Raw genomic sequence first — 21,982 nt, 5'->3', positions numbered from 1 at the left:
CCGTTAGGCCGATTGAAAATGCAGACTACCGGCCGCCGCCAGCGGCGGTTGTTGCACCAAGGGGATGACGGGGCGGCGGGGCGCGGCCTGCTCGTCGATAAACAGATGGTTGAGCACCTCGCCGGTGCGCAAATCGATGAAACGCTGATTGGTGTGCGGGCTTTCCAGGCCGCCGAGTTCCATTTTCCAGCGGCCGGTTTTGAGATAGGTGAGCTGCGGGATGATGGCGATGGAGGTGCGTTCCAGCTCGTCTTGCTCCAGGCCGGTGTAGAGGCAGGTGTGCAGGCCGGCTGCACGCACGGTTTCCAAGAGCGGCAGCAGTTTTTCAGGTAGCCACTCGCCGCCCATAAACAATACGCAGGTAATCAGCCCGCGATAGCGTGCCAGGCGGCTTTGCAGGTATTCGGCAGTCAGTTCGGCGCCCAAACTGCCCTTCCAACTGTCGGCGCTGTGGCAGCCTTTGCAGCGCAGCGGGCAGCCGGAAAACAGAAATGCCAGCGACACTTCGCCCGGCACTTCCTGCCAAACGATTTGCTCACGGGTAAAATTCAGCGTTTCCATAGCCCTATCCTTAAAAATACAACATATAGTGCAATAAATTTTTTAAAACACTATATGTTGTGGTGAATTGTCCTGCTTCCGCAGGAAAAACGCAAGCGGCTGCGCCGTTAAATCGGGTTAATTACGAATGCTTTTAAATGAGAACAGCCTCTGAAGGGCAGGAAGATTTTTGTGCAGACAAGAGTTTGTACCCATCCATCATGCAGGGAAAACTGAATCCCTATCTCTCTTCGACAGACACAGAATTTGACTTAGCTCAAAAGTGCACGAAGCTTGTGGCAGACAGGGGAATGGTTACATGGAGGCGAAGCTTCAACACAATTAAAACGCAACGCAGTTTCTGCAGGGAAAACTTCAGGCAGCCTTCAACGTATCAGCCAAAACATACATACCCGAGCAAATTAGTTGGAAAATTTAACGCAATCATGCATAATGCTGCAAAATTTTGCATATAGCGGATGAACACGCTTCCACTGCGACGTTAGCATGCCTTGTATCGAAAACGCATTCCTTTGCTATAACCCTCTTGGCAAAATTTATTTCTCCTCCAACAAAAGGAAACAACCCATGAAAAAACTCGCCCTGCTGCCAATTTTGGCCGCCCTCTCCCTACCCGCCTTTGCTGCCGACAATTACCTCACCAGCCAAGCATCCAACCACACCGAAACCATCAAAGGCGAAGACCCTGCCGCACAGCAGCTGTTCCAGCGCAGCTTCCGCCTGGAAGAAGGCCAAAGCAACACCACCACACTGGATGTAAAAGCCGGCCAGGTATATACCGTGTTTGCCGACTGCTCCGTGAACTGCTCCAACATCAAATTCAGCGTTACCCAAGGCCGCACCACCCTATTCCGTAAAAACCGTGGCGACGGCTCCCGCTTCACCTGGCAAGCCGAACGCGACGGCCGCGTGGAACTCAACACCGAAATGGTCGCTTGCTCCCGTAGCCGTTGCCGTTCCATGCTGCACGTGTTTAGCGGCGGCAAAGTAAGCAACAGTGACAGCGCAGGTGCCTCCTTGGAAGCCGCCCAAAAAACCACCCGCGAAGCACAGCAAGCTCTCGACAAAAACGTCCACGAACTGCCCCTGATTAGCGGCCAGCTCACCGACAGCCAAAACCGCAGTGTGGAAATCGAGCTCACCGCCGGCAAGTATTACAGCGTGTTCGGCCGCTGCGACCAATCCTGCGAAGACCTCGACCTCTCCCTCGGCGCCAATGGCAAAACAATCGCCTCCGACACCGAAGGCAACGATGCACCCCAATTGAGCTTCAAAGCCGAACAAGGCGGCCGCCATCAGCTCAACATCAGCATGGAAGACTGCGACAACGACTCCTGCGCCTACTCCGTGCAAGTGTTTGAAAGCAGCACCGACACCGACCCCTCCCTGCTGCATGCCCAGCAAAGCAACGTGAACATCGTGAAAAACCACGACCCGGCCGCCCGTGTGTTCCTACTACGCCAGCAACGCCTTGCTGCCGGCCAGAGCCACACCGAGCAAGTTAACCTCACCGCCGGCAAAGCCTACACCTTCTACGGCGACTGCGACGACAACTGCTCCGACATCGACCTCACCGTACGCCTCAATGGCCGCGTGGTGAAACAAGACGTATTGGGCGACAGCGTGCCCCTGTTCAGCTACCGCCCCGCCCGCAGCGGCCGCTACAGCGTAACCCTGCCGATGAAAACATGCTCCGCCGCCACCTGCGCCGCCAGCATCCACATCTTTGAAGGCACCAAAATGGTGTACGACAACAACGGCCGCAACCGCTAACAAACTGAGCCGTCAGTAATCACAAGCAAAGGCTACCTGAAAGCGCAACGCAGCGAAGTTTCTGCGGAGCCAAACTTTCAGGTAGCCTTTAGATTGCACGCAGGCAACAATAGCCAAAGCACTTATGTCTTCATACCGGGCAACAAGCCGCCGCAGTACGGCAAAGCTTGCCGATACAGTAGGCAGAAATAAGTGCTTTAACTATGGCCATACCGATACAAATATCATCGAAAGGCTACCTGAAAATCCAAACAAACACTTTTCAGGTAGCCTTCCTACCGTGCAAACAATAAACGAAATAAAGCGCATACTGCTTCCAATATGCGCTTCTTCCTTCCTAACTGAACTTATTTCAAACTGCCTACCATATCGGCAGGACGTACCCAGTCGTCAAACTGCTCGGCGCTCAAGAGGCCGGATTTAACGGCTTCTTCGCGCAGGGTGGTGCCGTTTTTGTGAGCGGCTTTGGCGATTTTGGCAGCGTTTTCGTAGCCGATTTTGGTGTTCAACGCGGTAACCAGCATCAGGGAGTTATCGAGCTGCTGTTTGATACGAGGCAGGTTGGGCTCAATGCCGGCTGCACAATGTTCGTCAAACGAGATGCAAGCATCAGCCAAAAGCTGTGCCGATTGCAGGAAGTTGGCGGCCATCACGGGTTTGAACACGTTGAGCTGGAACTGCCCCTGAGTGCCGGAGAAAGAAATGGCGGTGTCGTTGCCCAACACTTGGGCGCACACCATGGCGAGGGCTTCGCACTGGGTGGGGTTCACTTTGCCGGGCATGATGGAGGAGCCGGGCTCATTCTCGGGAATCAGGATTTCACCAATACCGGAACGCGGGCCGGAAGCCAACAAACGGATATCGTTGGCAATTTTATACAGCGACACAGCCAGCTGCTTCAATGCACCGTGGGTTTCCACAATAGCGTCGTGCGTGGCCAATGCTTCGAATTTGTTCGGCGCGGTAACAAAGGGCAGGCCGGTGAATTTGGCGATATAGAAAGCTACCTGAACATCATAGCCTTTGGGCGTGTTCAAGCCGGTGCCCACGGCAGTGCCGCCTAAGGCAAGTTCGGCCAAGTGCGGTAGGGTGTTTTCCAAGGCACGGATGCCGTAGGCAAGCTGGGCGGCATAGGCAGAAAATTCTTGACCGAGGGTGAGCGGAGTGGCATCCATCAGATGGGTACGGCCGATTTTCACCACGTCGGCAAATGCCTCGGCTTTGGCAGCCAAGGTTTTTTGCAGGCGCTTAACGGCGGGTAGGGTGTGCTGCACTACCTTTTGGTAGGCGGCAATGTGCATGGCAGTAGGGTAGGTATCGTTGGAAGACTGGGATTTGTTTACGTCATCATTAGGATGGATAACACTTTTATCGCCCAGCTTACCGCCATTCAACACATGGGCGCGGTTGGAAATCACTTCGTTCAAATTCATATTGGACTGTGTACCGGAGCCGGTTTGCCAAATCACCAGCGGAAACTCTTCGTCCAGCTTGTGTGCCAAAATTTCATCGCAGGCGGTGGCAATCAGGTCACGCTTCTCAGCAGGCAATACACCCAAATCGGCATTGGCAAACGCGGCGGCTTTTTTCAAATAGGCAAAGGCTTCAATGATTTCATGCGGCATAGAAGCGGCCGGGTCGATTTTGAAGTTGTTGCGGGAGCGCTCGGTCTGCGCGCCCCAATACCGGTTGGCCGGCACCCTTACTTCTCCCATGGTATCTTTTTCAATGCGAAATTCCATCACACAGCTCCTGAAGTTTGTTAGATTTCTAAATTCAAAAACCAACTGGGTAGATAAAACACTTAATTACCGCGTTGGCTCACCTTGCCATATTGCTCATACTGTCTGCGGATTATCGCCTTGCATGAAAAATATGCTTCAATTATAGCGGCTTCCAATTATGGCACAACTAAGCGGGCACTATCTGCATCATACTGATTCTAAATAACTATATTAAGACATATCCAACTTATTCCTAGCCAAGGGGAATATATCATAAAACCAAGCGGCTTTTCACGGTGGGATATGGAAAATATTAAAACTGGAAATGCCAAAACCCCGCTGCCTTTAAGCAGCGGGGTTTTTATATTGAAATGGCGCGGTGGACGGGACTCGAACCCGCGACCACCGGCGTGACAGGCCGGTACTCTAACCAACTGAGCTACCACCGCGCGCGCAAAATGGTGGGTGATGACGGAGTCGAACCGCCGACATTCTGCTTGTAAGGCAGACGCTCTACCAACTGAGCTAATCACCCGTGTTTCCGTGCACAGCACTAGAAGAGGAGCATTACACCAAACTATCCGCGCCATTGCAAGTATTTCTTACAAAAAACTTGCTATAAAATAGCAACACACTGTTATAAAAGTGAAAAAACTTTTTCAACATTTCACCCGTCAACCTGTCGATAATCTCTCAGCCCACCCGTTTGCGCTATAATGTGCCGTTTAATTAATACCACGCACTATGGCTTTATGAACGCCGTTATCCGTACCCGCCAAGCCGACCCCGAAGCCGAACAAGCCCTGCTGGCCGCCGGCACTCCGCCCTTGTTGGCACGCCTGCTTGCAGCCCGCAATGTCCGCTCCCCCGCCGAACTGCATAACCATTTAACCAGCCTGCTACCCTATCAATCACTGAAAAATATTGATGCTGCCGCCGAACGGTTGGCTCGCGCCATCCGGGAGCAAGAGCGAATTTTAATTGTGGCCGACTACGATGCCGACGGTGCTACCGCCTGCGCGGCAGGCATTTTAGGCTTGCGCCGCATGGGGGCATGGGTGGAGTTTTTAGTGCCGGACCGTTTCAAACATGGCTACGGCCTCACCCCGCAATTAGCCGAGCTGGCTGCCAAACGAGGTACTCAGCTGCTATTAACCGTAGATAACGGTATTTCCAGCACCGCTGGTGTAGCACACGCCCAAGCATTGGGCATGGATGTGATTATCACCGACCACCACTTGCCGGGCGACACGCTACCTGAATGTATCATCGTTAACCCCAATCAACCGGGATGCACGTTTGCCAGCAAGAATCTGGCCGGAGTGGGCGTAATCTTCTATGTATTAACTGCCCTACGCGCCCTGCTGCGTACACAGCAATGGTTCAACCCACAAAGGCTACCTGAACCTAATTTGGCCGAGCTTTTAGACTTGGTTGCTTTGGGCACCGTGGCCGATGTGGTGACATTGGATTACAACAACCGAATCTTGGTTAGCCAAGGGCTCAAACGAATGCAGATTGGCAAAACCCGCCCCGGCATTCAGGCGCTTTTTCAGGTAGCCCAGCGCGATATTCGGCAAGCCAAGCCATTTGACTTGGGCTTTGCCATCGGTCCGCGCATTAATGCTGCCGGCCGTTTGGAAAACATGGAAATCGGCATTGCCTGCTTACTAACCGAAGACCCAGCCACCGCCGCCGAACTAGCCGAACAGCTAAATGAACTTAACCGTACACGGCAAGAAATCGAGCAAAACATGCTACAAGAAGCCCTTGCCCTGGCTGATCAAATCATCGTTGGCAGCAACCTGGGCATTACCGCCTTCCATCCCGATTGGCACCAAGGCGTGGTCGGTATTGTGGCCAGCCGGCTAAAAGACCGCCTCCATCGCCCCTCAATCGTGTTCGCCCCCACAGGCAATGGCGAACTGCGTGGCTCTGGCCGTTCTATCCCCTCATTACATCTGCGTGATGCCATCGATTTGGTGGCCAAACGCCATCCCGAGCTAATTCTAAAATTCGGTGGCCACGCCATGGCTGCCGGCCTCAGCATCCGCGAACAGGATTTTCCCCGATTCCAACAGGCTTTCGAAAACGTGCTGTCCGAACTACTAGATCGAGACTCACTTACCAGCACCTTCCTCACCGACGGCAGCCTGAACCCAGAAGAAATTTCCCTGCACACTGCCGAAACGCTGTCCAACCAAGTATGGGGGCAAGGCTTTCAACCCCCATGTTTCTATAACCAGTTTGAAGTATTGTGGCAGCGGGTAGTTGGCAACGGCCATAAAAAAGCTGGTCTAAACTGCGGCGGACACACTGTAGAAGCCATGTTTTTCCGTTGCACCGAAGAACTCCCGGCCAAAATTCACACCGTATACCGCCCCATCGCCAATCAATGGCGCAATCAATACGAATTACAACTGCATATCGACCACTGGGAGGCAGGCTGATGTGCAATACACAGCCAAAACTCTTATCATTGTCCTCATGGTACACCAACATATCTGGCTGCAGGGAATAATCACTTTTTCCATAAACGGTGCATTCTTACCATGATTTAACTTATAATCGCACCTTAACTATAATACTGTAAAAGCATTCTTACTAAATGTGGACATTGGGGGCGGTATCCTAAAAAGCAAATATCCGCTCGAAATTTCGAAATCCATTCTACTTTACTCAGGCAAATACTATGAGCGTCGGACTATTGCGCATCCTATTTCAAACCAAGCTGATTGAACAGGATCAGGTTGAAAAATACCGAGAAAAGGTTAATCAAAACAAAAATATAATTCCAATTCTGGCCGAAGCCGGCATCATCAAGCAGACAGATTTGGCACAACTTTTGGCCAAGTTGTTCCACTATCCGATTTTAGATTTGTCCCTCTACTCCCGCAGCATGATGGTGCAGGATGTGCTCAACGACAGCCAGATGATGGAGTACCGCTGTGTACCTTTGTTCAAACGCGGGCAAAAACTGTTTTTGGGTGTCTCCGATCCCACTTTGTTGCAAACATACCAAAAGCTCGTTTTCCCTAGCGGCCTAATTGTCGACCTGATTCTGGTAAACGACGAGCAACTAGATCGTCTGCTGGAATTCGCCAGCCAAACATCCACAGCCATTTTGGATGAAATTTCTGCCGATCCCACAGGCGTGGCCGCACCAGCACTCAAGGTGGATGACGAAGAAGAAGACGGCCCGATTGCCAAATTCATCCACAAAGTGCTGTCTGATGCCCTCAACACTGGCGCATCTGATATTCACTTTGAGTTCTACGAAGAAATGGCACGCATCCGCTTCCGTACTGACGGTCAGCTGCGTGAAGTGGTACAACCACCTCTGAATATCCGCGGGCAGATTGCTTCACGTATAAAAGTAATGTCCAAAATGGATATTTCTGAAAAACGCGTTCCACAAGACGGCCGTATTCAGATTCAGTTCAATAAAAACCAAAAGCCCATCGACTTCCGTGTGAATACGCTGCCCACCCTATTCGGCGAAAAAATCGTAATGCGTATTTTGAATTCGGATGCTGCCACGCTGAACATCAACCAACTGGGTTTCGAACCTTTCCAAAAAGAATTGCTGCTGGAAGCCATCCACCGCCCCTATGGAATGGTACTGGTTACTGGCCCGACCGGTTCCGGTAAAACCGTGTCACTGTATACCTGCTTGAACATTTTAAATACCGACAGTGTAAACATTTCCACTGCCGAAGATCCGGCCGAGATTAACCTGCCTGGTATCAATCAAGTAAATGTGAACGATAAACAAGGCTTGACATTTGCCGCAGCACTGAAGGCTTTCCTGCGCCAGGATCCAGACATCATCATGGTGGGTGAGATTCGTGATTTGGAAACCGCCGATATTGCCATTAAAGCGGCACAAACCGGCCACATGGTGTTCTCCACCCTGCACACCAACAACGCCCCGGCCACTCTATCCCGTATGCTGAACATGGGGGTAGCACCGTTCAATATCGCCAGCTCGGTTAATCTGATTATGGCACAGCGTTTGGTGCGCCGACTCTGCACCTGCAAGCAACCAATCGAACGTCCGCCTGCCGAGGCTTTACTGAAAGTCGGCTTCACTGAAGAAGATTTGACCAAGGATGACTGGCAGCTATACCGTCAAGTGGGTTGCGACCGTTGCAAAGGCAAAGGCTTCAAAGGCCGTGCCGGTGTATATGAAATCATGCCGGTTACTGATGCCATGCAGAAAATCATCATCAATAACGGCACCGAGGTGGATATTGCCGAACAAGCCTATGCCGACGGACTGGTGGACTTGCGCCGAGCCGGTATTTTAAAAGCAATGCAAGGTATTACCACCTTAGAAGAAATTCTTGCCAGCACCAATGATTAATTCAAAGTTCGTTTCATTTTAAAGGGAATCATCATGGCTACAAACAAACGAAACAACCACCCCAAAAAAGTGGCGGGAACCAGCTACGAATTTGAAGGCCGACACATGGAGTCCGAACAAATTGTCCGTGGCGAAGTAGTTGCCAAAGACGAACAGGATGCCCGTGCCAAACTCGCTCGCCGCCGCATCAAGGTTATCAGCCTACATAAAAAGAAAAAAGTTCGCGAAAAGAAAATTACCCAGAGCGACATTACCGTTTTTACCCGCCAACTAGCTACTATGATGAAAGCCGGCCTGCCGGTTATGCAAGCATTTGATATTGTGGCAAAAGGTCACTCCAATGCCTCTATGACCAAGCTTTTGATGGAAGTACGCAACGACATCGAGCAAGGGACGTCTATGGCCAATGCATTCCGCAGGCATCCTAAATATTTTGATGATTTCTATTGCAACCTAGTGGATGCCGGTGAGGCAGGCGGTGTACTAGAAACTCTACTGGACAAACTGGCCGTATATAAAGAAAAAACCCAAGCCATCAAAAAGAAAATCAAGAGCGCACTGACTTACCCGATTGCAGTAGTGGTAGTAGCCATCGTTTTAGTTATCATCATGATGATGTTCGTATTGCCCGAGTTTAAGAAAGTATATGACGGTATGAATGCAGAAATGCCGGCACTTACTCAATTTATGATGGGTATTTCCGATTTCATGGTAGCTTACGGCTGGATCGTCATCATTGTAATGATTGGCTCTGTAGTAGCCTTTATTCAATGGCATAAACGCTCATTTGAACTGCAAAAACGTATTGATGCCCTATTGCTCAAAATGCCTATTTTCGGCGACATAGTAGAAAAAGGTACGATTGCCCGCTGGGCTCGTACAACCGCCACCCTATTTACCGCTGGTGTACCGCTGGTGGAGGCACTAGAATCCGTAGGCGGCGCATCAGGTAATATTATTTATGAGGAAGCTACTAGAAGTATCCGTAACCAAGTAAATCAAGGTACTTCTTTAACTACCGCAATGGGATCAACCGACCTGTTCCCCAATATGGTTCTTCAAATGGCCTCTATCGGTGAAGAATCTGGCTCGCTGGACGATATGCTGAACAAAGCTGCGGAATTTTATGAGGAAGAAGTAGATATTGCCGTTTCTACTCTATCGTCCCTGATGGAACCGATTATTATGGTGGTATTAGGCAGCATTATTGGTGTGATTCTAGTTGCCATGTACCTGCCACTGTTCAACCTGGGCAGCGTAGTTGGCTAATCTATTCAGTCAACCCATTCCATCTTAATCATCTTAGCCTTTCAGGTAGCCTCCCACGGGCTACCTGAAAATATACCCGCACCACGCCCATGACCAATCTTGATCCCGAAATCTACATCCCCTTCGCCGTCCTGCTTGGCCTGCTGGTGGGCAGCTTTCTCAACGTGGTTATCTACCGCCTGCCGGTCATGCTAGAGAAACAATGGCGTATCGCTGCCAAACAGCATCTTGAACTGCCGCTGGACGAAGAAGACCAAAAACCGTTCAACATCAGCACCCCGCCCTCGCGCTGCCCCAAATGCGGCAGCCCGGTGAAACCGTGGCAAAATATCCCCATCATCAGCTACCTGCTGCTACGCGGCCGCTGCCATAGCTGCCACACCCCCATCGGCTGGCGTTACCCCGCCGTCGAGCTGCTCACCGGCATCCTATTTGGCATCGTCGTCTGGCGCTACGGCTACACTTGGCTCACCCTTGGCGGCCTCGTGTTCACCGCCATGCTGGTTGCCCTCACCTTTATCGATGCCGATACCCAACTCTTACCAGACCAGCTCACCCTGCCCCTGATTTGGCTCGGCCTGCTGTTCAACTGGCAGGTAGGCTTTGTTAGTCTGCCTTCAGCACTGCTCGGTGCTGTGGTCGGCTATTTGAGCCTCTGGCTGCTGTTCCACCTATTCAAACTCATCACCGGTAAAGAGGGCATGGGCTATGGTGACTTCAAACTGCTCGCCGCACTTGGCGCCTGGCTCGGCGTTAGCACCCTGCCCGTTATTGTTTTCGTGGCCGCTTTGGTTGGTCTCGTTGCTGCCTTAGTGATGCGTGCTGCTAAAGGCCAGCCCATTGCCTTTGGCCCCGCGCTCGCCATTGCCGGCTGGCTGGTTTTTGCTGCCAACAGCTATATCCTGCAAGGCATCCAATGGTGGCTGCACAAATCCGGATTCATCTGATATGACCGCCTGGGTCGGCCTCACCGGCGGCATCGGCAGCGGCAAATCTACCGCTGCCCGCCTGTTTGCCCAACACGGCGTGCCGCTGATTGATGCCGATGCTGTCTCCCGCGCCCTCACCGCAGATGGCGGAGCTGCCCTGCCCGCCATCCGTGCTGCCTTTGGCGAGGCCGTATTCGATTTTTCAGGTAGCCTCAACCGCGCCACCCTGCGCCAACTCGTTTTTCAATCCCCCGAAGCCAAATCCAAGCTCGAAAACATCCTCCACCCACTGATTCTCGCCGAAATCCGGATGCAACAGCAGCAATATCCCCAAGCCACCTACGGCATCATCGAAATCCCCCTGCTTACCGAGCAGCCTGTTTTTCAAAGCATTCTCCAGCGCATTCTCGTTATCGATTGCAGCGAAGAAACACAAATCCGCCGCACCATTGAACGCAGCGGCCTTACCCGTGATATGATTAACGGCATTCTCACCGCCCAGGTCAGCCGTCAACAGCGCCGCCGCATTGCCGACGACCTCATCAGCAATGAAGCCGGCCTGCCCGAGTTTGCTGCCGCCGTGAAGCGGCAACACCTTATTTACCAACAATTATTCGGTAGTTGAACCATGTCCGCCATCATTACCTTCGAACACCCTCTGTCCGAACGCATCCGCAACTTCCTGCGCCTCGAGCATCTCTTTTCCCGCTTCAACGCCACCGTCAGCCATCCAGACCCTTGGGCACACCATGCCGCCCTCGGTACCCTGTTCGAAATCATGGATTGCGCTTCCCGCGCCGAACTCAAGCTCGACATCCTGCAAGAGCTCGAACGCCAACGCCAGCAAATTTCCCAAGCCGAACGCGAGCAATACGACTCCACCCCCGAGCAAGACGACCTCTACCAGGCCACCCAGAATCTGCAAGAAGTCCAACAAAAATTCGGCCAACATCTGCGCGAAAACGAATGGCTCATGGGCGTAAAGCAGCGTATGCTCGTATCCGGCGGCACCAGCCCCTTCGACCTTCCCTCTTATCACTACTGGCTGCAACTGCCCTTTGAGCAGCGCGTGGCCGACCTCGGCTGCTGGATTCGCTCCCTCACCCCCACCGGTGATGCCATCTCCCTGCTGCTGCGCATCCTGCGCCGCAACAGCATCCGCCTCGAATGCCTCGCCCGTCAAGGCAACTATCAAAACACCAAGCTCGGCAGCAACATCCACATGCTCACCGTAGATGTGGCCCAATCCCACCACACCCTGCCCGAGATTTCTGCCAACAAATACTTCACCCATATCCGCTTCACCCAAGCCACCCAAGACAGTCCGCGCGGAAAACAGATCGACACCGACATCCCCTTCCAGCTCAAAATGTGCAGCTTCGACCCCATCACCGACAAACCATGACCCAGCGCACCGTATCCTGCCCCACCTGCCAAAAGCCTGTACTCTGGAGCGAGAGCAGTCCCTGCCGCCCCTTCTGCAGCCAACGCTGCAAAATGATCGATCTAGGCACCTGGGCAGACGAAAGCTACCGCATCCCCAACCAGGAAGAGGCCCCTCCCCAGATTGGCGACCACGAATAGTCGACAGAGGCTACCTGAAACCCCAATCCCGCTTTCAGGTAGCCTCAATCTATCCACACCATGAACACCGCCACCATCCACAGCATCGACCACGAAGGCCGCGGCGTAGCCCGCATCCACGGCAAAACCACCTTCATCACCGGCGCCCTGCCCCAAGAAACCGTTGTCTACCAAATCCCCCGCAGCAAGAAACACCACGACGAAGCCCAAACCGCCCGCATCCTCACCCCCTCCCCCTACCGCACCGCCCCCGCCTGCCCCCACTACAACCAATGCGGCGGCTGCACCCTCCAACACGTCCACAGCAACGTTCAGGTAGCCTACAAACAACGCATCCTCGAAGACCAACTCCAACGCCTCGGCAAAATCCGCCCCCAATACCTCCTGCCCCCCGTCTACGGCCAAGCCTGGGGCTACCGCCACCGCGCCCGCCTCAGCGCCCACCACAGCCAAGGCCGCACCATCCTCGGCTTCCAAAGCCACAGCAGCCACCGCATTGTCGATATCCGACAATGCCCCATCCTCGCCCCCCAGCTTGCCAGCCAACTGGGCAACACCCGTGCCCTGCTCCAGCAGCTCAACCGCCTGCACGCCCCTGTCCACACCATCGAACTACACCACAGCCCCACCGCCAACAGCCTCACCCTACACACCGAACACCTCCCCAAAGCCGCCCGCGCCCACCTCATCCAGCACGCCCAAAGCCTGCCCGCCAACTGGCACATCTGGCTGCAAACCCCACACCAGCCCGCCCAACCCCTTCTGCCAGACAGCCCCCAACTCAGCTACAGCCTGCCCGAATACGCCCTCACCCTCCCCTACCGCCCCGGCGACTTCACCCAAGTCAACCCCGCCGCCAACGCCCTGCTCGTTGCCCGCGCCATGCAGCTGTTGCGGCCCCAAAGCGGCGAACGCATCGCCGACCTTTTCTGCGGTCTCGGCAACTTCAGCCTCCCCATCGCCGCCGCCGGCGCACAAGTCATCGGCATCGAAGGCTCGCCCGCGCTCACCGAGCGTGCCAGCCAAAACGCCCGCCTCAACCACCTCGCCGAACGCGCCCAGTTCCACAGCGCCGACCTCTTCCAAACCACCGAACACACCGTCGCCGGCTGGGGCTATTTCGACAAAATCCTGCTCGATCCGCCCCGCAGCGGCGCCTACGCCCTCGTCCAAGCCCTGCACGCCCCCTACCTCCCCCATCGCATCGTGTACGTTTCCTGCAACCCCGCCACCTTCGCCCGCGATGCCGCCGTACTCGTAGGCAAAGGCTACCGCTTCCGCAATGCCGGCATCGTCAACATGTTCCCCCAAACCGCCCACGTTGAAACCGTCGGCTGCTTCGATTTGGAATAGCCTCCATGCCCGCTATAGCAGACTAAAATGCTCATAAAGCAAGGCAGCGAGCCAACGCACCAGCATTCTGATCATTCGCCATAAAAAGGCTACCTGAAACTTTAGCAACGCAGAAACTTTGCTGCGCTACGTTTTCAGGTAGCCTTTCCCTTTCCTCCCCACACCCTCAAACGTGTACAATACCCCCATTTCGACACCCAACCCAATCACACCATGCAACCCTATCTCCACCTCATGCAGCACATCCTCAGCCACGGCACCAACAAATCCGACCGCACCGGCACCGGTACCCGTTCCATATTCGGCCACCAAATGCGCTTCGACCTCGCCCAAGGCTTTCCCCTGCTCACCACCAAAAAGCTCCACCTGCGCTCCATCATCCACGAGCTCCTTTGGTTTCTCAAAGGCGACACCAACATCCGCTACCTGAAAGAAAACAACGTCTCCATCTGGGACGAATGGGCCGACGAAAACGGCGACCTCGGCCCCGTATACGGCTACCAATGGCGCTCCTGGCCCGCCCCCGACGGCCGGCATATCGACCAAATCGCCAACGTTGTCGAACAAATCAAACGCAACCCCGACAGCCGCCGTCTTATCGTATCCGCCTGGAACCCCGCCCTCGTTGACGAAATGGCGCTGCCCCCCTGCCACGCCCTGTTTCAATTTTACGTAGCCGAAGGCCGCCTCTCCTGCCAGCTCTACCAACGCAGCGCCGACGTCTTCCTCGGCGTGCCCTTCAACATCGCCAGCTATTCCCTGCTTACCATGATGATGGCGCAAGTGTGCGGCCTCGCACCCGGCGAGTTCATCCACACCTTCGGCGACGCCCACCTCTACAGCAACCACTTCGAGCAAGCCAAACTCCAGCTGACCCGCGAGCCGCGAGCCCTGCCGCAAATGCAGCTCAACCCCGAAGTGCGAAACCTGTTCGACTTCCGCTTTGAAGACTTCGAGCTGCAAAACTACGACCCGCACCCGCATATCAAAGCGCAAGTGGCGGTGTAGTATCGGCAGCAATCAAACAAGAGGCTACCTGAAAGTTTCAGGTAGCCTTTTCACATCCCTACTCCAACAGTCCTATGGCACGCACTCGTCCCACACCGCTTCGCCGTCTTCGCTAAACAAATGCAGTCGCAGGCGGCTGTCGGGCAGGGTTTCGATGCGCAGGCGGCCGCTGCTGCTGTGGGCGGCTCCGGCGAGGGTGAGGTGTTGGCGGGCGTAGGCAATGCTGCTGCGTTCGGTGTAGCGGCCGAGCAGGAAGCCTTTGCGGATGCCGCCGCCTTGGTATTCCGCCCACACGGTGTCGCCGTCTTGGTGGAAGTGGCAGCGTTCGGGTGTTTCGCCTGCATGGCCTGCTTCGGCGGGTTGGAACACTTTGCCTTCGAGGTTGAACAGGGCTTGGTCGGTTGCGGCGGGAGCGGGGCGTTGGCGGAAATAGAGCAGCAGGTCGCGGAAAACGTCAGGGTCTTTCACGAAGGTCATTTCGCCGCCCTGCGGGAAGTGGTAGTCGAGCAGGCGGGATACCCAGAAACGGATGCAGCCGGCACGGTGGGCAATGGGCAGGTAGGCCTGTTCGGCGGGAGTGAGGGGGCGCACGCTTTGATAGCCACGCATAAAGGCTTTCTGTAACTGCGGGTCGATGCGGTTGTCGGCCAGGCGCGCCCAGTCGTTTACGGCGATGGCGAGGTCGTACATGAAGCTGCCGTTGCAGGCGTAGTAGAAATCGATGAAGCCGGCTACCTGAATGCCGTCGAGCAGCACGTTGTCTTTGAACAGGTCGGCATGGATGATGCCGTGGGGCAGGTGGCTGTCGGGGTGGGCGGCGAGAAAGGCGATTTCGTCTTGCAGCAGCGCGGCATCTTCACTGCTCAGGCAGGGCAGCAGGCGGCTTTCGGCTTCCCACCAGGCGGCGTGGCGCGGGTTGGGCATGCTTTGGCCGAAGCTTCGACCGGCGATATGCATTTTGGCGAGCATGGCGCCGGTGTGGAAGCATTGGGCGGCATCGGGTACGGCGATGTCACGGCCATTGAGAAAAGTGGCGAGGCAGGCGGGTTTGCCGGCGAGCGTGCTGTCGAAGCGCCCGTCGCGCCGAGGAATGGGCGCGGGGCAGGCTACGCCGTTGCGGCTAAGGTGCTGGCTGAGATCCATGAAAAAGGGCAGCTCTTCGCGGGTGAGCACCTCGAAGATGGTGAGCACATAGCGGCCGCAGTCGGTGTCGAGGAAATAGTTGCTGTTGGTCACGCCTTGGGCAATGCCTTGCAACGACACGAAGCCCCCTAAGTCGTAGTCTTCTAAAAACTGGCGGATTTCTTGATCGGAAACGCTGGTGTAAACAGACATGGCGGGCATCGCGGCAAAGTGGTTGAGGAATAGGCATTCTAGCAAATGAAACAGCAGGCAGGCTATCTGAAAGCGCAAGCTTCAGCATCCATCAGAAACCGTATGCCTCGGCAAAAATAATATCGCAATAATTTCCAGCCGCCAGCCGTAAAACGAGCTAAACCCGGCGCCACCAAACTGCGCCAGCCGCCCTGCCCGCGCTGCTTTCAGGTAGCCTCTATTTAAGCGACCCAATTCAAGCGAAAGTTATAATATAACATGATTTAAATCAATAAGTTATTTTGTTAATAAGCCTTGACTGCCAGCTTGGAAAAAGTGCATACTTCCGATCGAGTAGTCCCCCTAATCAACCAATCAGCACAAGGATCATAGCCATGAAAATGAAAGCAGCAGTTGTTACCCCCCAATGCGACGGTAACGTAGAAATCGTTGAGCGCGACATCCCTGCCGTGGGCGCGGGCGAAGCGCTGGTGGAAGTGGAATACTGCGGCGTTTGCCACACCGACTTGCACGTGGCTGCCGGCGACTACGGTAAAAAACCCGGCCGTGTGCTCGGCCACGAAGGCATCGGTATCGTGAAGCAGATTGCGCCCGACGTAACCACCCTGAAAGTAGGCGACCGCGTGAGCATTGCTTGGCTGTTTGCCAGCTGCGGCCACTGCGAATACTGCATCACCGGCCGTGAAACCTTCTGCCGCAGCGTGCTGAACGCCGGCTACACCGCCGACGGCGGCATGGCCACCCACTGCGTGGTGAAAGCCGATTATGCGGTGAAAGTGCCCGAAGGCCTCGATCCTGCCCAGGCCAGCAGTATCACCTGTGCCGGCGTAACCACCTATAAAGCCATCAAAGTGGCCGGCGCGGCGCCAGGTCAGTGGATTACCATCTACGGCGCCGGTGGCTTGGGTAACCTGGCCGTGCAATACGCCAAGAAAGTATTCGGTGCACACGTGATTGCCGTGGACATCAACGACGACAAACTGGCTCTGGCCAAAGAATCCGGCGCTGATTTGATTGTGAACCCGGCCAAACAAGACGCTGCCAAGTTCATTCAAGAGAAAACCGGCGGCGCCCACTCCGCCGTGGTAACTGCCGTGTCCCGCGCTGCATTCAATTCCGCTGTGGATTGCGTGCGCGCTTGCGGCCGCGTGGTGGCCGTTGGGCTACCGCCCGAAACCATGGATTTGTCGATTCCGCGCCTGGTGCTGGACGGCATCGAAGTGGTGGGCTCACTGGTGGGCACGCGCAAAGACTTGGAAGAAGCCTTCCAATTCGGCGCCGAAGGCATCGTGGTGCCCGTGGTGCAGCTGCGCCAGCTGGACGAAGCCAATGCCATTTTCCAAGAAATGCGCGACGGCAAAATCCAAGGCCGTATGGTTATCGACATGAAAGCCTGCGGTTGCCATCACTAAACCTTAGGCTGTAAACAAACAGGCCGCGCCCCAAAACGGGGCGGCCTGCTTGCTTTGCGGGAGGCTACCTGAAAATTGAAATCAACGCGTAGGCCATGTGCAGAACACACCCCCTATCAATGCAAGCTACGATCGCTGCCGCTCCAGCCATTTCGGCATCACCACCGAGCCTACCGTGGCAGAAATCACCAGTACCACGCCCGCCAGCGACATGGCCGAAATACGCTCACCCAAAATCAACACGGCCAGCAGCGTGCCGAAAATCGGCTCCGAGGCCGTCAGCATACCCGACACATTCGACGACACACTGGTCATGCCCTTGTTCCAACAAGTGTACGACAACCAACTGCAACACACCCCTAAATACAGCAGCCCCAACGTGCCCGGCAAATTCCAGCCAATGTGCAAATCATCCGCGAGCAGCAGGCTCACCGGCAAACACAACAAAGGTGCCAACCCCATCGATAACGACGTAAACGCCGGCGCACCGATGGCCGCGATCATCTTCTGCGTCGGACGCAATGTGGCACAGAACACCACCCCGCCGCCCAACACCATCAAGCAGCCCAGCAAACTGATGTCGCCGCCCTCGCCGCCACCCGCAATCAAAAGCGCCACGCCGATAAAGGCCAGCAGTCCGCATAACCAGTGGTACCACTCGGCACGGTCGTGAAAAAAGAAATGGCCGATAAACACCGTTAACAGCGGTTCCAGCCCCGCAATGGTGGACGTGCTCGCTGCTGAAGTAAACTTCAGCCCCCCAGAACTGCAAAGCCAGCACCACCACATAATTTAAAAACGACAGCCATAACAGCCCCGGCCAATAGCGCCGTTCAATAGTCCGCCAATAGCGCAGGCAAGGTGGCAACACCAGCAAAGCCGCAATCCCCAGCCGGAACAGCAGCATCATCAGCGGATCCATCATCGTGTAGGAATATTTGGCCGCAATGAAAGCACTGCTCCATAAAAGCAGTGCAATAACTTGGTAAAACACAGCACCTCCTCAGGCATGCCCTGCCGAAAATCATTGTGCAAGCAGTTTACTGCGCCAGCATGCCTGCCCGCAAGGATAGAAAAGGCTACCTGAAAACGGCAATGCGGCAGGTTCAATTCGTTGCAGTCCGCGTTTTCAGGTAGCCTCTTTCACTGCATCCGGCACACGCCCGCTCAATGCCCGGCCACAGTCATCTGTTCGAGCAGCAGGGAGCCGGTTTTGTGGACGCTGCGTTTGAGGGCGTCGTTGGCGGCACCGGCGATGTTGGGCAGCATGTCTTGCAGGCGGCTGGCGATGGTGATCTCCTGCACGGGGTAGGCGATTTGGCCGTTTTCCACCCAAAAGCCGGCGGCGCCGCGCGAGTAGTCGCCGGTGAGGGTGTTGACGCCTTGGCCCATGAGTTCGGTAACGAGCAGGCCGCTGCCCATTTCGCGCAGGAGCTCGGCCTGGCTTGGGTGGGTGTGGCTGAGGATGAGGTTGTGGGCGCCGCCGGCGTTGGCGGTGGTGGGCAGGCCGAGTTTGCGGGCGCTGTAGCTGCTGAGGAAGTAGCCTTGGATGATGCCGTTTTCAATCACGAAGCGGGGGCGGGTGGCGACGCCTTCGGCATCGAAGGCGGTGCTGGCCAGGGCTTTGGGCAGGTGCGGCTCTTCGCGCAGGCTGAGTGCGGCGGGGAGGATTTGGCGGCCGATGCTGTCTTGCAGGAAGCTGGTTTGGCGGTAGAGTGCGCCGCCGCTGAGTGCGCCGGCGAGGTGGCCGATGAGGCTACCTGAAACGGTGGCATCGAATAGCACAGGGTAGCTGCCGGTGGGCAGGCTTTTGGCACCGAGGCGCCGCACGGCTCGGCGGGTGGCGGTTTGGCCGATGTGTTCGGGCGTGTCCAAATCGGCGCTGCTGCGGGCGAGGTCGTACCAATAATCGCGCTGCATGCCGCTGCCGCTGCCGGCCACCACGCTGCAAGACAGGCTGTGGCGGCTGCTGCGCTGGTGTTGCATAAAGCCGTGGCTGTTGCCGTATACATATTGATAATGGCCGGTTTGGATGTGGGCGCCTTCGGAATTGGTGATGCGGGAATCGGCGGCGCGGGCGGCGGCTTCGCTACGGCGGGCGAGTTCGGCGGCTTCGGCGGTGCTCAGCGGCCATTCGTGGTAGCTTTGCAAATCAGGAAATTCGGTGGCCATCAGGGAGGCTTCGGCCAGGCCGGCGCAGGGGTCTTCGGCGGTGTAGCGAGCAATATCGAGCGCGGCGCGCACGGTATCGGCAATGGCGGCGGGGGAGAAATCGGCGGTGCTGGCGCGGCCTTTGCGCCGGCCTACATATACGGTGAGATCGAGCGATTTGTCTTGCTGGTATTCGATGTGCTCGATTTCCTGCAGCCGCACCTGCACGGATTGGCCGATGGACTCGCTCACGTCGGCTTCGGCCGCGGTGGCACCGCCGGCTTTAGCCAGCTCGAGGACTTGGGTGCAAACATCGCGCAGGGTTTGCTCGCTGTGGTTGAACATGGTGGTGTACCCGTATCAAATGAAAACGCCGTATTGTACCTGAGCCGATGCTAAATTTTCAGGTAGCCTGACGGCGGGGCTATAATGCGCCTGTTTTTTATTCACGGCCTATCCAACTATGCCTACCCCTTTCGATATAGTCTTTTTCGGCGGCACTGGCGACCTCGTGATGCGCAAGCTGCTGCCCGCCCTCTATCAAGCCCACGCCGCAAGCACGCTGCACCCGGGCGGCCGCATCATCGGCCTCGGCCGCCGCGATTTAGGGCGCGCAGGCTATCTGAAAAAAGTAGAAGAATCTGCCCGACCGCATATTCCCAACCTCGAAGCCGAAACGTGGCATACCTTCTGCCAACGCATCAACTATCTGCCCGTAGACGCCGAAAATGCCGAACAATTCCACCGCCTCGCCGCGCTGCTCGGCGCCGAAGCCGGGCAAAACAGCCGCGCCCTGGTGGTTTACCTTTCCACCGCGCCGCACTATTTCATGCCCATCTGCCGCAATCTGGCCGACGCTGGGCTGAACCGCCCCGCAACCCGCATCGTGCTGGAAAAACCGCTCGGCCACGACCTTGCCTCCGCGCAAAGCATCAACACCGCCGTGGCCGCCTTCTTCCGCGAAGAGCAGATCTACCGTATCGACCATTATCTCGGCAAAGAGCCCGTACAAAACCTGCTCGCCCTGCGCTTTGCCAACCGCCTGTTCGAGCCACTGTGGTGTGCCGCCCAAATCCGCGCCGTGGAAATCACCATTGCCGAAGAGCTCGGTGTGGAAAAACGCGGCGAGTTCTACGACCAAACCGGCGCCCTGCGAGATATGTTGCAAAACCACCTGTTGCAGCTTTTGTGCTTCACCGCCATGGAACCGCCACTGTCGCTCGGCGATAACGACGTGCGCAACGCAAAGCTCAACGTCTTGCGTGCACTCAAGCCCTTCAATGCCTACAGCGTGCGTGCTGATGTGGTACACGGCCAATACACCGCCGGCCAAATCCGGGGCGAAAACGTGTGCGGCTACCGCGAAGAAGCCAACGTAGCCCCGCAAAGCCGCACCGAAACCTTCATCGCCCTACGCGCCGAAATCGACAACCCGCGCTGGCGCGGCGTGCCCTTCCTGTTACGCAGCGGCAAGCGCATGGCCGGGCGGCTGGCTGAAATCGTGCTCCACTTCTGGCCGGAAGCCCACCCCGTATTCGGCTGCGGCGGCTCGCCCAACCGCATCAGCGTGCGCCTGCAGCCGCAGGAATCCGTGAAGCTGTTCCTGCAAATGAAAGCCCCCGGCACTAGCCTGTGCGTGCACGAAGCCGCACTGGATTTGGACTTGCTCAAAATCTTCCCCGAACGCCGTGCCGACGCTTATGAGCGCCTGCTGCTCGACGCGATAAACGGCAAACTCGCCCTCTTTATGCGCAGCGACGAACTCGAAGCCGCCTGGCGCTGGCTCCAGCCCGTGCTCGACGACTGGACGGCACGCCAACCCGAACCCCAGCCCTACCCTGCCGGCAGCCACGCCCCCGAAGCCGCCATCGAAATGGCCGCCGCCTGCGGCGTGGATTGGCGCCATCGCTAGATCAAAAGGCTACCTGAAAACGAGATATCAAAAATAGACAGTTTTCAGGTAGCCCCAAGTTTGCGGATGTGGTGTTTATGACACGTTGTGAAACGGGGTTCAGCAGGTAAAAAATTCACGCAAAGCTAGATATCAAGCTACTCTCGGGCAAATCAAAAGTCTTTGTTTCGAGTAATGTTTCTATTAAAAATAGCAGTATATGCCGTTTATTTGATTTAACTGCAGGTTTAAGCGGTTTTACCAAGTAGTGATTGCTCCTATAATGCCCCAAAGTTAAGGTGGGAATCTTTGCCAATTTGCAGTTTTGCAAGGTTTCCGTTTCGGTTTAGTTGCTGCCAGGCAGCCTCGTCGGGAGAAATAGAGCATGAGCACACCGAATCTAACCCCTTCAACCGCGGCCAACCCTGCTACCACGCAGGCCAACAAAAACAAAATCCGCCGCAATTTAAAAACCCGCCATCTTTCGATGATCGCCATTGGCGGCAGCATCGGCACCGGCCTGTTTATGGCCAGCGGCAGCGCCATCCATATGGCAGGCCCGGGCGGCGCATTGGTGGCTTATGCCGCCATCGGCCTGATGGTGTATTTCCTGATGACTTCCTTGG

At 55.7% G+C, this 21,982-nt stretch carries 16 protein-coding genes, 2 tRNA genes and 2 pseudogenes; 13 read left to right on the top strand and 7 right to left on the bottom strand.

Features of this window, described 5'->3' with window-relative positions:
- Positions 1-3: 3 nt before the first annotated feature.
- On the bottom strand, positions 4-561 hold the full coding sequence (gene nrdG, locus A7P99_RS08400) for an anaerobic ribonucleoside-triphosphate reductase activating protein (protein ID WP_067528482.1): 558 nt from the start codon (positions 559-561) through the stop codon (positions 4-6).
- A 567-nt stretch (positions 562-1,128) separates the two neighbouring features.
- Here nrdG and A7P99_RS08395 point away from each other — a divergent pair.
- Positions 1,129-2,334 carry a hypothetical protein gene (locus A7P99_RS08395; RefSeq protein ID WP_067444249.1) on the top strand — a complete coding sequence of 402 codons (1,206 nt, stop codon included), beginning with the start codon at positions 1,129-1,131 and terminating at the stop codon, positions 2,332-2,334.
- Positions 2,335-2,681: 347 nt separating this feature from the next.
- Here A7P99_RS08395 and fumC read toward each other — a convergent pair whose 3' ends face one another.
- The 3 genes from fumC to A7P99_RS08380 form a co-directional block, all read right to left on the bottom strand.
- Entirely contained in the window at positions 2,682-4,076 is a 1,395-nt protein-coding gene (gene fumC, locus A7P99_RS08390) for a class II fumarate hydratase (RefSeq protein WP_067687214.1), read from the bottom strand.
- Positions 4,077-4,430: 354 nt separating this feature from the next.
- Positions 4,431-4,507 (bottom strand) — tRNA-Asp (locus tag A7P99_RS08385).
- A gap of 10 nt (positions 4,508-4,517) precedes the next feature.
- Positions 4,518-4,593 (bottom strand) — tRNA-Val (locus A7P99_RS08380).
- Positions 4,594-4,810: 217 nt separating this feature from the next.
- On the opposite strand from A7P99_RS08380, the gene recJ reads away from it, so the two are divergent.
- The 9 genes from recJ to A7P99_RS08335 all read left to right on the top strand — a co-directional run bounded on the left by recJ (position 4,811) and on the right by A7P99_RS08335 (position 14,567).
- Positions 4,811-6,508, top strand: a complete 1,698-nt coding sequence (gene recJ / locus A7P99_RS08375; RefSeq protein WP_067528534.1) for a single-stranded-DNA-specific exonuclease RecJ — start codon at positions 4,811-4,813, stop codon at positions 6,506-6,508.
- A gap of 242 nt (positions 6,509-6,750) precedes the next feature.
- Complete coding sequence (gene pilB / locus A7P99_RS08370) at positions 6,751-8,424, top strand: type IV-A pilus assembly ATPase PilB (RefSeq protein ID WP_067449272.1); 1,674 nt, start codon at positions 6,751-6,753, stop codon at positions 8,422-8,424.
- Positions 8,425-8,457: 33 nt separating this feature from the next.
- Entirely contained in the window at positions 8,458-9,693 is a 1,236-nt protein-coding gene (locus A7P99_RS08365) for a type II secretion system F family protein (protein WP_067449270.1), read from the top strand.
- Between the two features lie 89 nt (positions 9,694-9,782).
- On the top strand, positions 9,783-10,640 hold the full coding sequence (locus tag A7P99_RS08360; protein ID WP_067449268.1) for an A24 family peptidase: 858 nt from the start codon (positions 9,783-9,785) through the stop codon (positions 10,638-10,640).
- 1 nt (position 10,641) lies between these two features.
- Complete coding sequence (coaE, locus tag A7P99_RS08355) at positions 10,642-11,247, top strand: dephospho-CoA kinase (protein ID WP_067449266.1); 606 nt, start codon at positions 10,642-10,644, stop codon at positions 11,245-11,247.
- Between the two features lie 3 nt (positions 11,248-11,250).
- The gene (gene zapD / locus A7P99_RS08350) at positions 11,251-12,027 is read left to right on the top strand and encodes a cell division protein ZapD (RefSeq protein WP_193563048.1); all 777 of its coding nucleotides are present in this window, start codon (positions 11,251-11,253) and stop codon (positions 12,025-12,027) included.
- Entirely contained in the window at positions 12,024-12,206 is a 183-nt protein-coding gene (gene yacG / locus A7P99_RS08345) for a DNA gyrase inhibitor YacG (protein ID WP_067687211.1), read from the top strand. The genes zapD and yacG overlap by 4 nt, the downstream gene beginning before the upstream one ends.
- Positions 12,207-12,266: 60 nt before the next feature.
- Positions 12,267-13,559: a 23S rRNA (uracil(1939)-C(5))-methyltransferase RlmD gene (rlmD, locus tag A7P99_RS08340; RefSeq protein WP_067687208.1), complete on the top strand. Its 1,293-nt coding sequence runs from the start codon at positions 12,267-12,269 to the stop codon at positions 13,557-13,559.
- Positions 13,560-13,772: 213 nt separating this feature from the next.
- Positions 13,773-14,567: a thymidylate synthase gene (locus A7P99_RS08335; RefSeq protein ID WP_067449262.1), complete on the top strand. Its 795-nt coding sequence runs from the start codon at positions 13,773-13,775 to the stop codon at positions 14,565-14,567.
- Positions 14,568-14,639: 72 nt separating this feature from the next.
- Here A7P99_RS08335 and thrB read toward each other — a convergent pair whose 3' ends face one another.
- Positions 14,640-15,902 carry a homoserine kinase gene (gene thrB / locus A7P99_RS08330; RefSeq protein WP_067687241.1) on the bottom strand — a complete coding sequence of 421 codons (1,263 nt, stop codon included), beginning with the start codon at positions 15,900-15,902 and terminating at the stop codon, positions 14,640-14,642.
- Between the two features lie 374 nt (positions 15,903-16,276).
- Between thrB and adhP the strand changes: the two genes are divergently transcribed.
- Positions 16,277-17,314 carry an alcohol dehydrogenase AdhP gene (gene adhP / locus A7P99_RS08325; RefSeq protein WP_082880740.1) on the top strand — a complete coding sequence of 346 codons (1,038 nt, stop codon included), beginning with the start codon at positions 16,277-16,279 and terminating at the stop codon, positions 17,312-17,314.
- Between the two features lie 126 nt (positions 17,315-17,440).
- Here adhP and A7P99_RS09825 read toward each other — a convergent pair.
- Together A7P99_RS09825 and pmbA are read right to left on the bottom strand one after the other, a co-directional pair.
- Positions 17,441-18,308 (bottom strand): annotated as a pseudogene (locus tag A7P99_RS09825) (DMT family transporter).
- A 173-nt stretch (positions 18,309-18,481) separates the two neighbouring features.
- Positions 18,482-19,810, bottom strand: coding sequence for a metalloprotease PmbA (pmbA, locus tag A7P99_RS08315; protein WP_067449258.1), 1,329 nt, complete (start codon positions 19,808-19,810; stop codon positions 18,482-18,484).
- A gap of 118 nt (positions 19,811-19,928) precedes the next feature.
- Between pmbA and zwf the strand changes: the two genes are divergently transcribed.
- Together zwf and A7P99_RS10280 are read left to right on the top strand one after the other, a co-directional pair.
- Positions 19,929-21,377, top strand: a complete 1,449-nt coding sequence (zwf, locus tag A7P99_RS08310; protein WP_067449256.1) for a glucose-6-phosphate dehydrogenase — start codon at positions 19,929-19,931, stop codon at positions 21,375-21,377.
- A gap of 364 nt (positions 21,378-21,741) precedes the next feature.
- Positions 21,742-21,982, top strand: a pseudogene (locus A7P99_RS10280) (gamma-aminobutyrate permease); the annotation flags it as partial.

It is taken from the genome of Eikenella sp. NML120348 (assembly GCF_001648435.1).
Taxonomy (GTDB): Bacteria; Pseudomonadota; Gammaproteobacteria; order Burkholderiales; family Neisseriaceae; genus Eikenella; species Eikenella exigua.
The sequence above is the reverse complement of the archived record's forward strand: the minus strand, read 5'-3'. Positions and strand labels throughout refer to the sequence as shown.

Coding starts and splice junctions, on each gene's coding strand:
- fumC (WP_067687214.1), bottom strand. CDS start 4,076: ATGGAATTTCGCATTGAAAAAGATACCATGGGAGAAGTAAGGGTGCCG.
- pmbA (WP_067449258.1), bottom strand. CDS start 19,810: ATGTTCAACCACAGCGAGCAAACCCTGCGCGATGTTTGCACCCAAGTC.
- adhP (WP_082880740.1), top strand. CDS start 16,277: ATGAAAATGAAAGCAGCAGTTGTTACCCCCCAATGCGACGGTAACGTA.
- thrB (WP_067687241.1), bottom strand. CDS start 15,902: ATGTCTGTTTACACCAGCGTTTCCGATCAAGAAATCCGCCAGTTTTTA.
- yacG (WP_067687211.1), top strand. CDS start 12,024: ATGACCCAGCGCACCGTATCCTGCCCCACCTGCCAAAAGCCTGTACTC.
- A7P99_RS08395 (WP_067444249.1), top strand. CDS start 1,129: ATGAAAAAACTCGCCCTGCTGCCAATTTTGGCCGCCCTCTCCCTACCC.
- coaE (WP_067449266.1), top strand. CDS start 10,642: ATGACCGCCTGGGTCGGCCTCACCGGCGGCATCGGCAGCGGCAAATCT.
- A7P99_RS08335 (WP_067449262.1), top strand. CDS start 13,773: ATGCAACCCTATCTCCACCTCATGCAGCACATCCTCAGCCACGGCACC.
- zwf (WP_067449256.1), top strand. CDS start 19,929: ATGCCTACCCCTTTCGATATAGTCTTTTTCGGCGGCACTGGCGACCTC.
- rlmD (WP_067687208.1), top strand. CDS start 12,267: ATGAACACCGCCACCATCCACAGCATCGACCACGAAGGCCGCGGCGTA.
- A7P99_RS08365 (WP_067449270.1), top strand. CDS start 8,458: ATGGCTACAAACAAACGAAACAACCACCCCAAAAAAGTGGCGGGAACC.
- nrdG (WP_067528482.1), bottom strand. CDS start 561: ATGGAAACGCTGAATTTTACCCGTGAGCAAATCGTTTGGCAGGAAGTG.
- pilB (WP_067449272.1), top strand. CDS start 6,751: ATGAGCGTCGGACTATTGCGCATCCTATTTCAAACCAAGCTGATTGAA.
- zapD (WP_193563048.1), top strand. CDS start 11,251: ATGTCCGCCATCATTACCTTCGAACACCCTCTGTCCGAACGCATCCGC.
- recJ (WP_067528534.1), top strand. CDS start 4,811: ATGAACGCCGTTATCCGTACCCGCCAAGCCGACCCCGAAGCCGAACAA.
- A7P99_RS08360 (WP_067449268.1), top strand. CDS start 9,783: ATGACCAATCTTGATCCCGAAATCTACATCCCCTTCGCCGTCCTGCTT.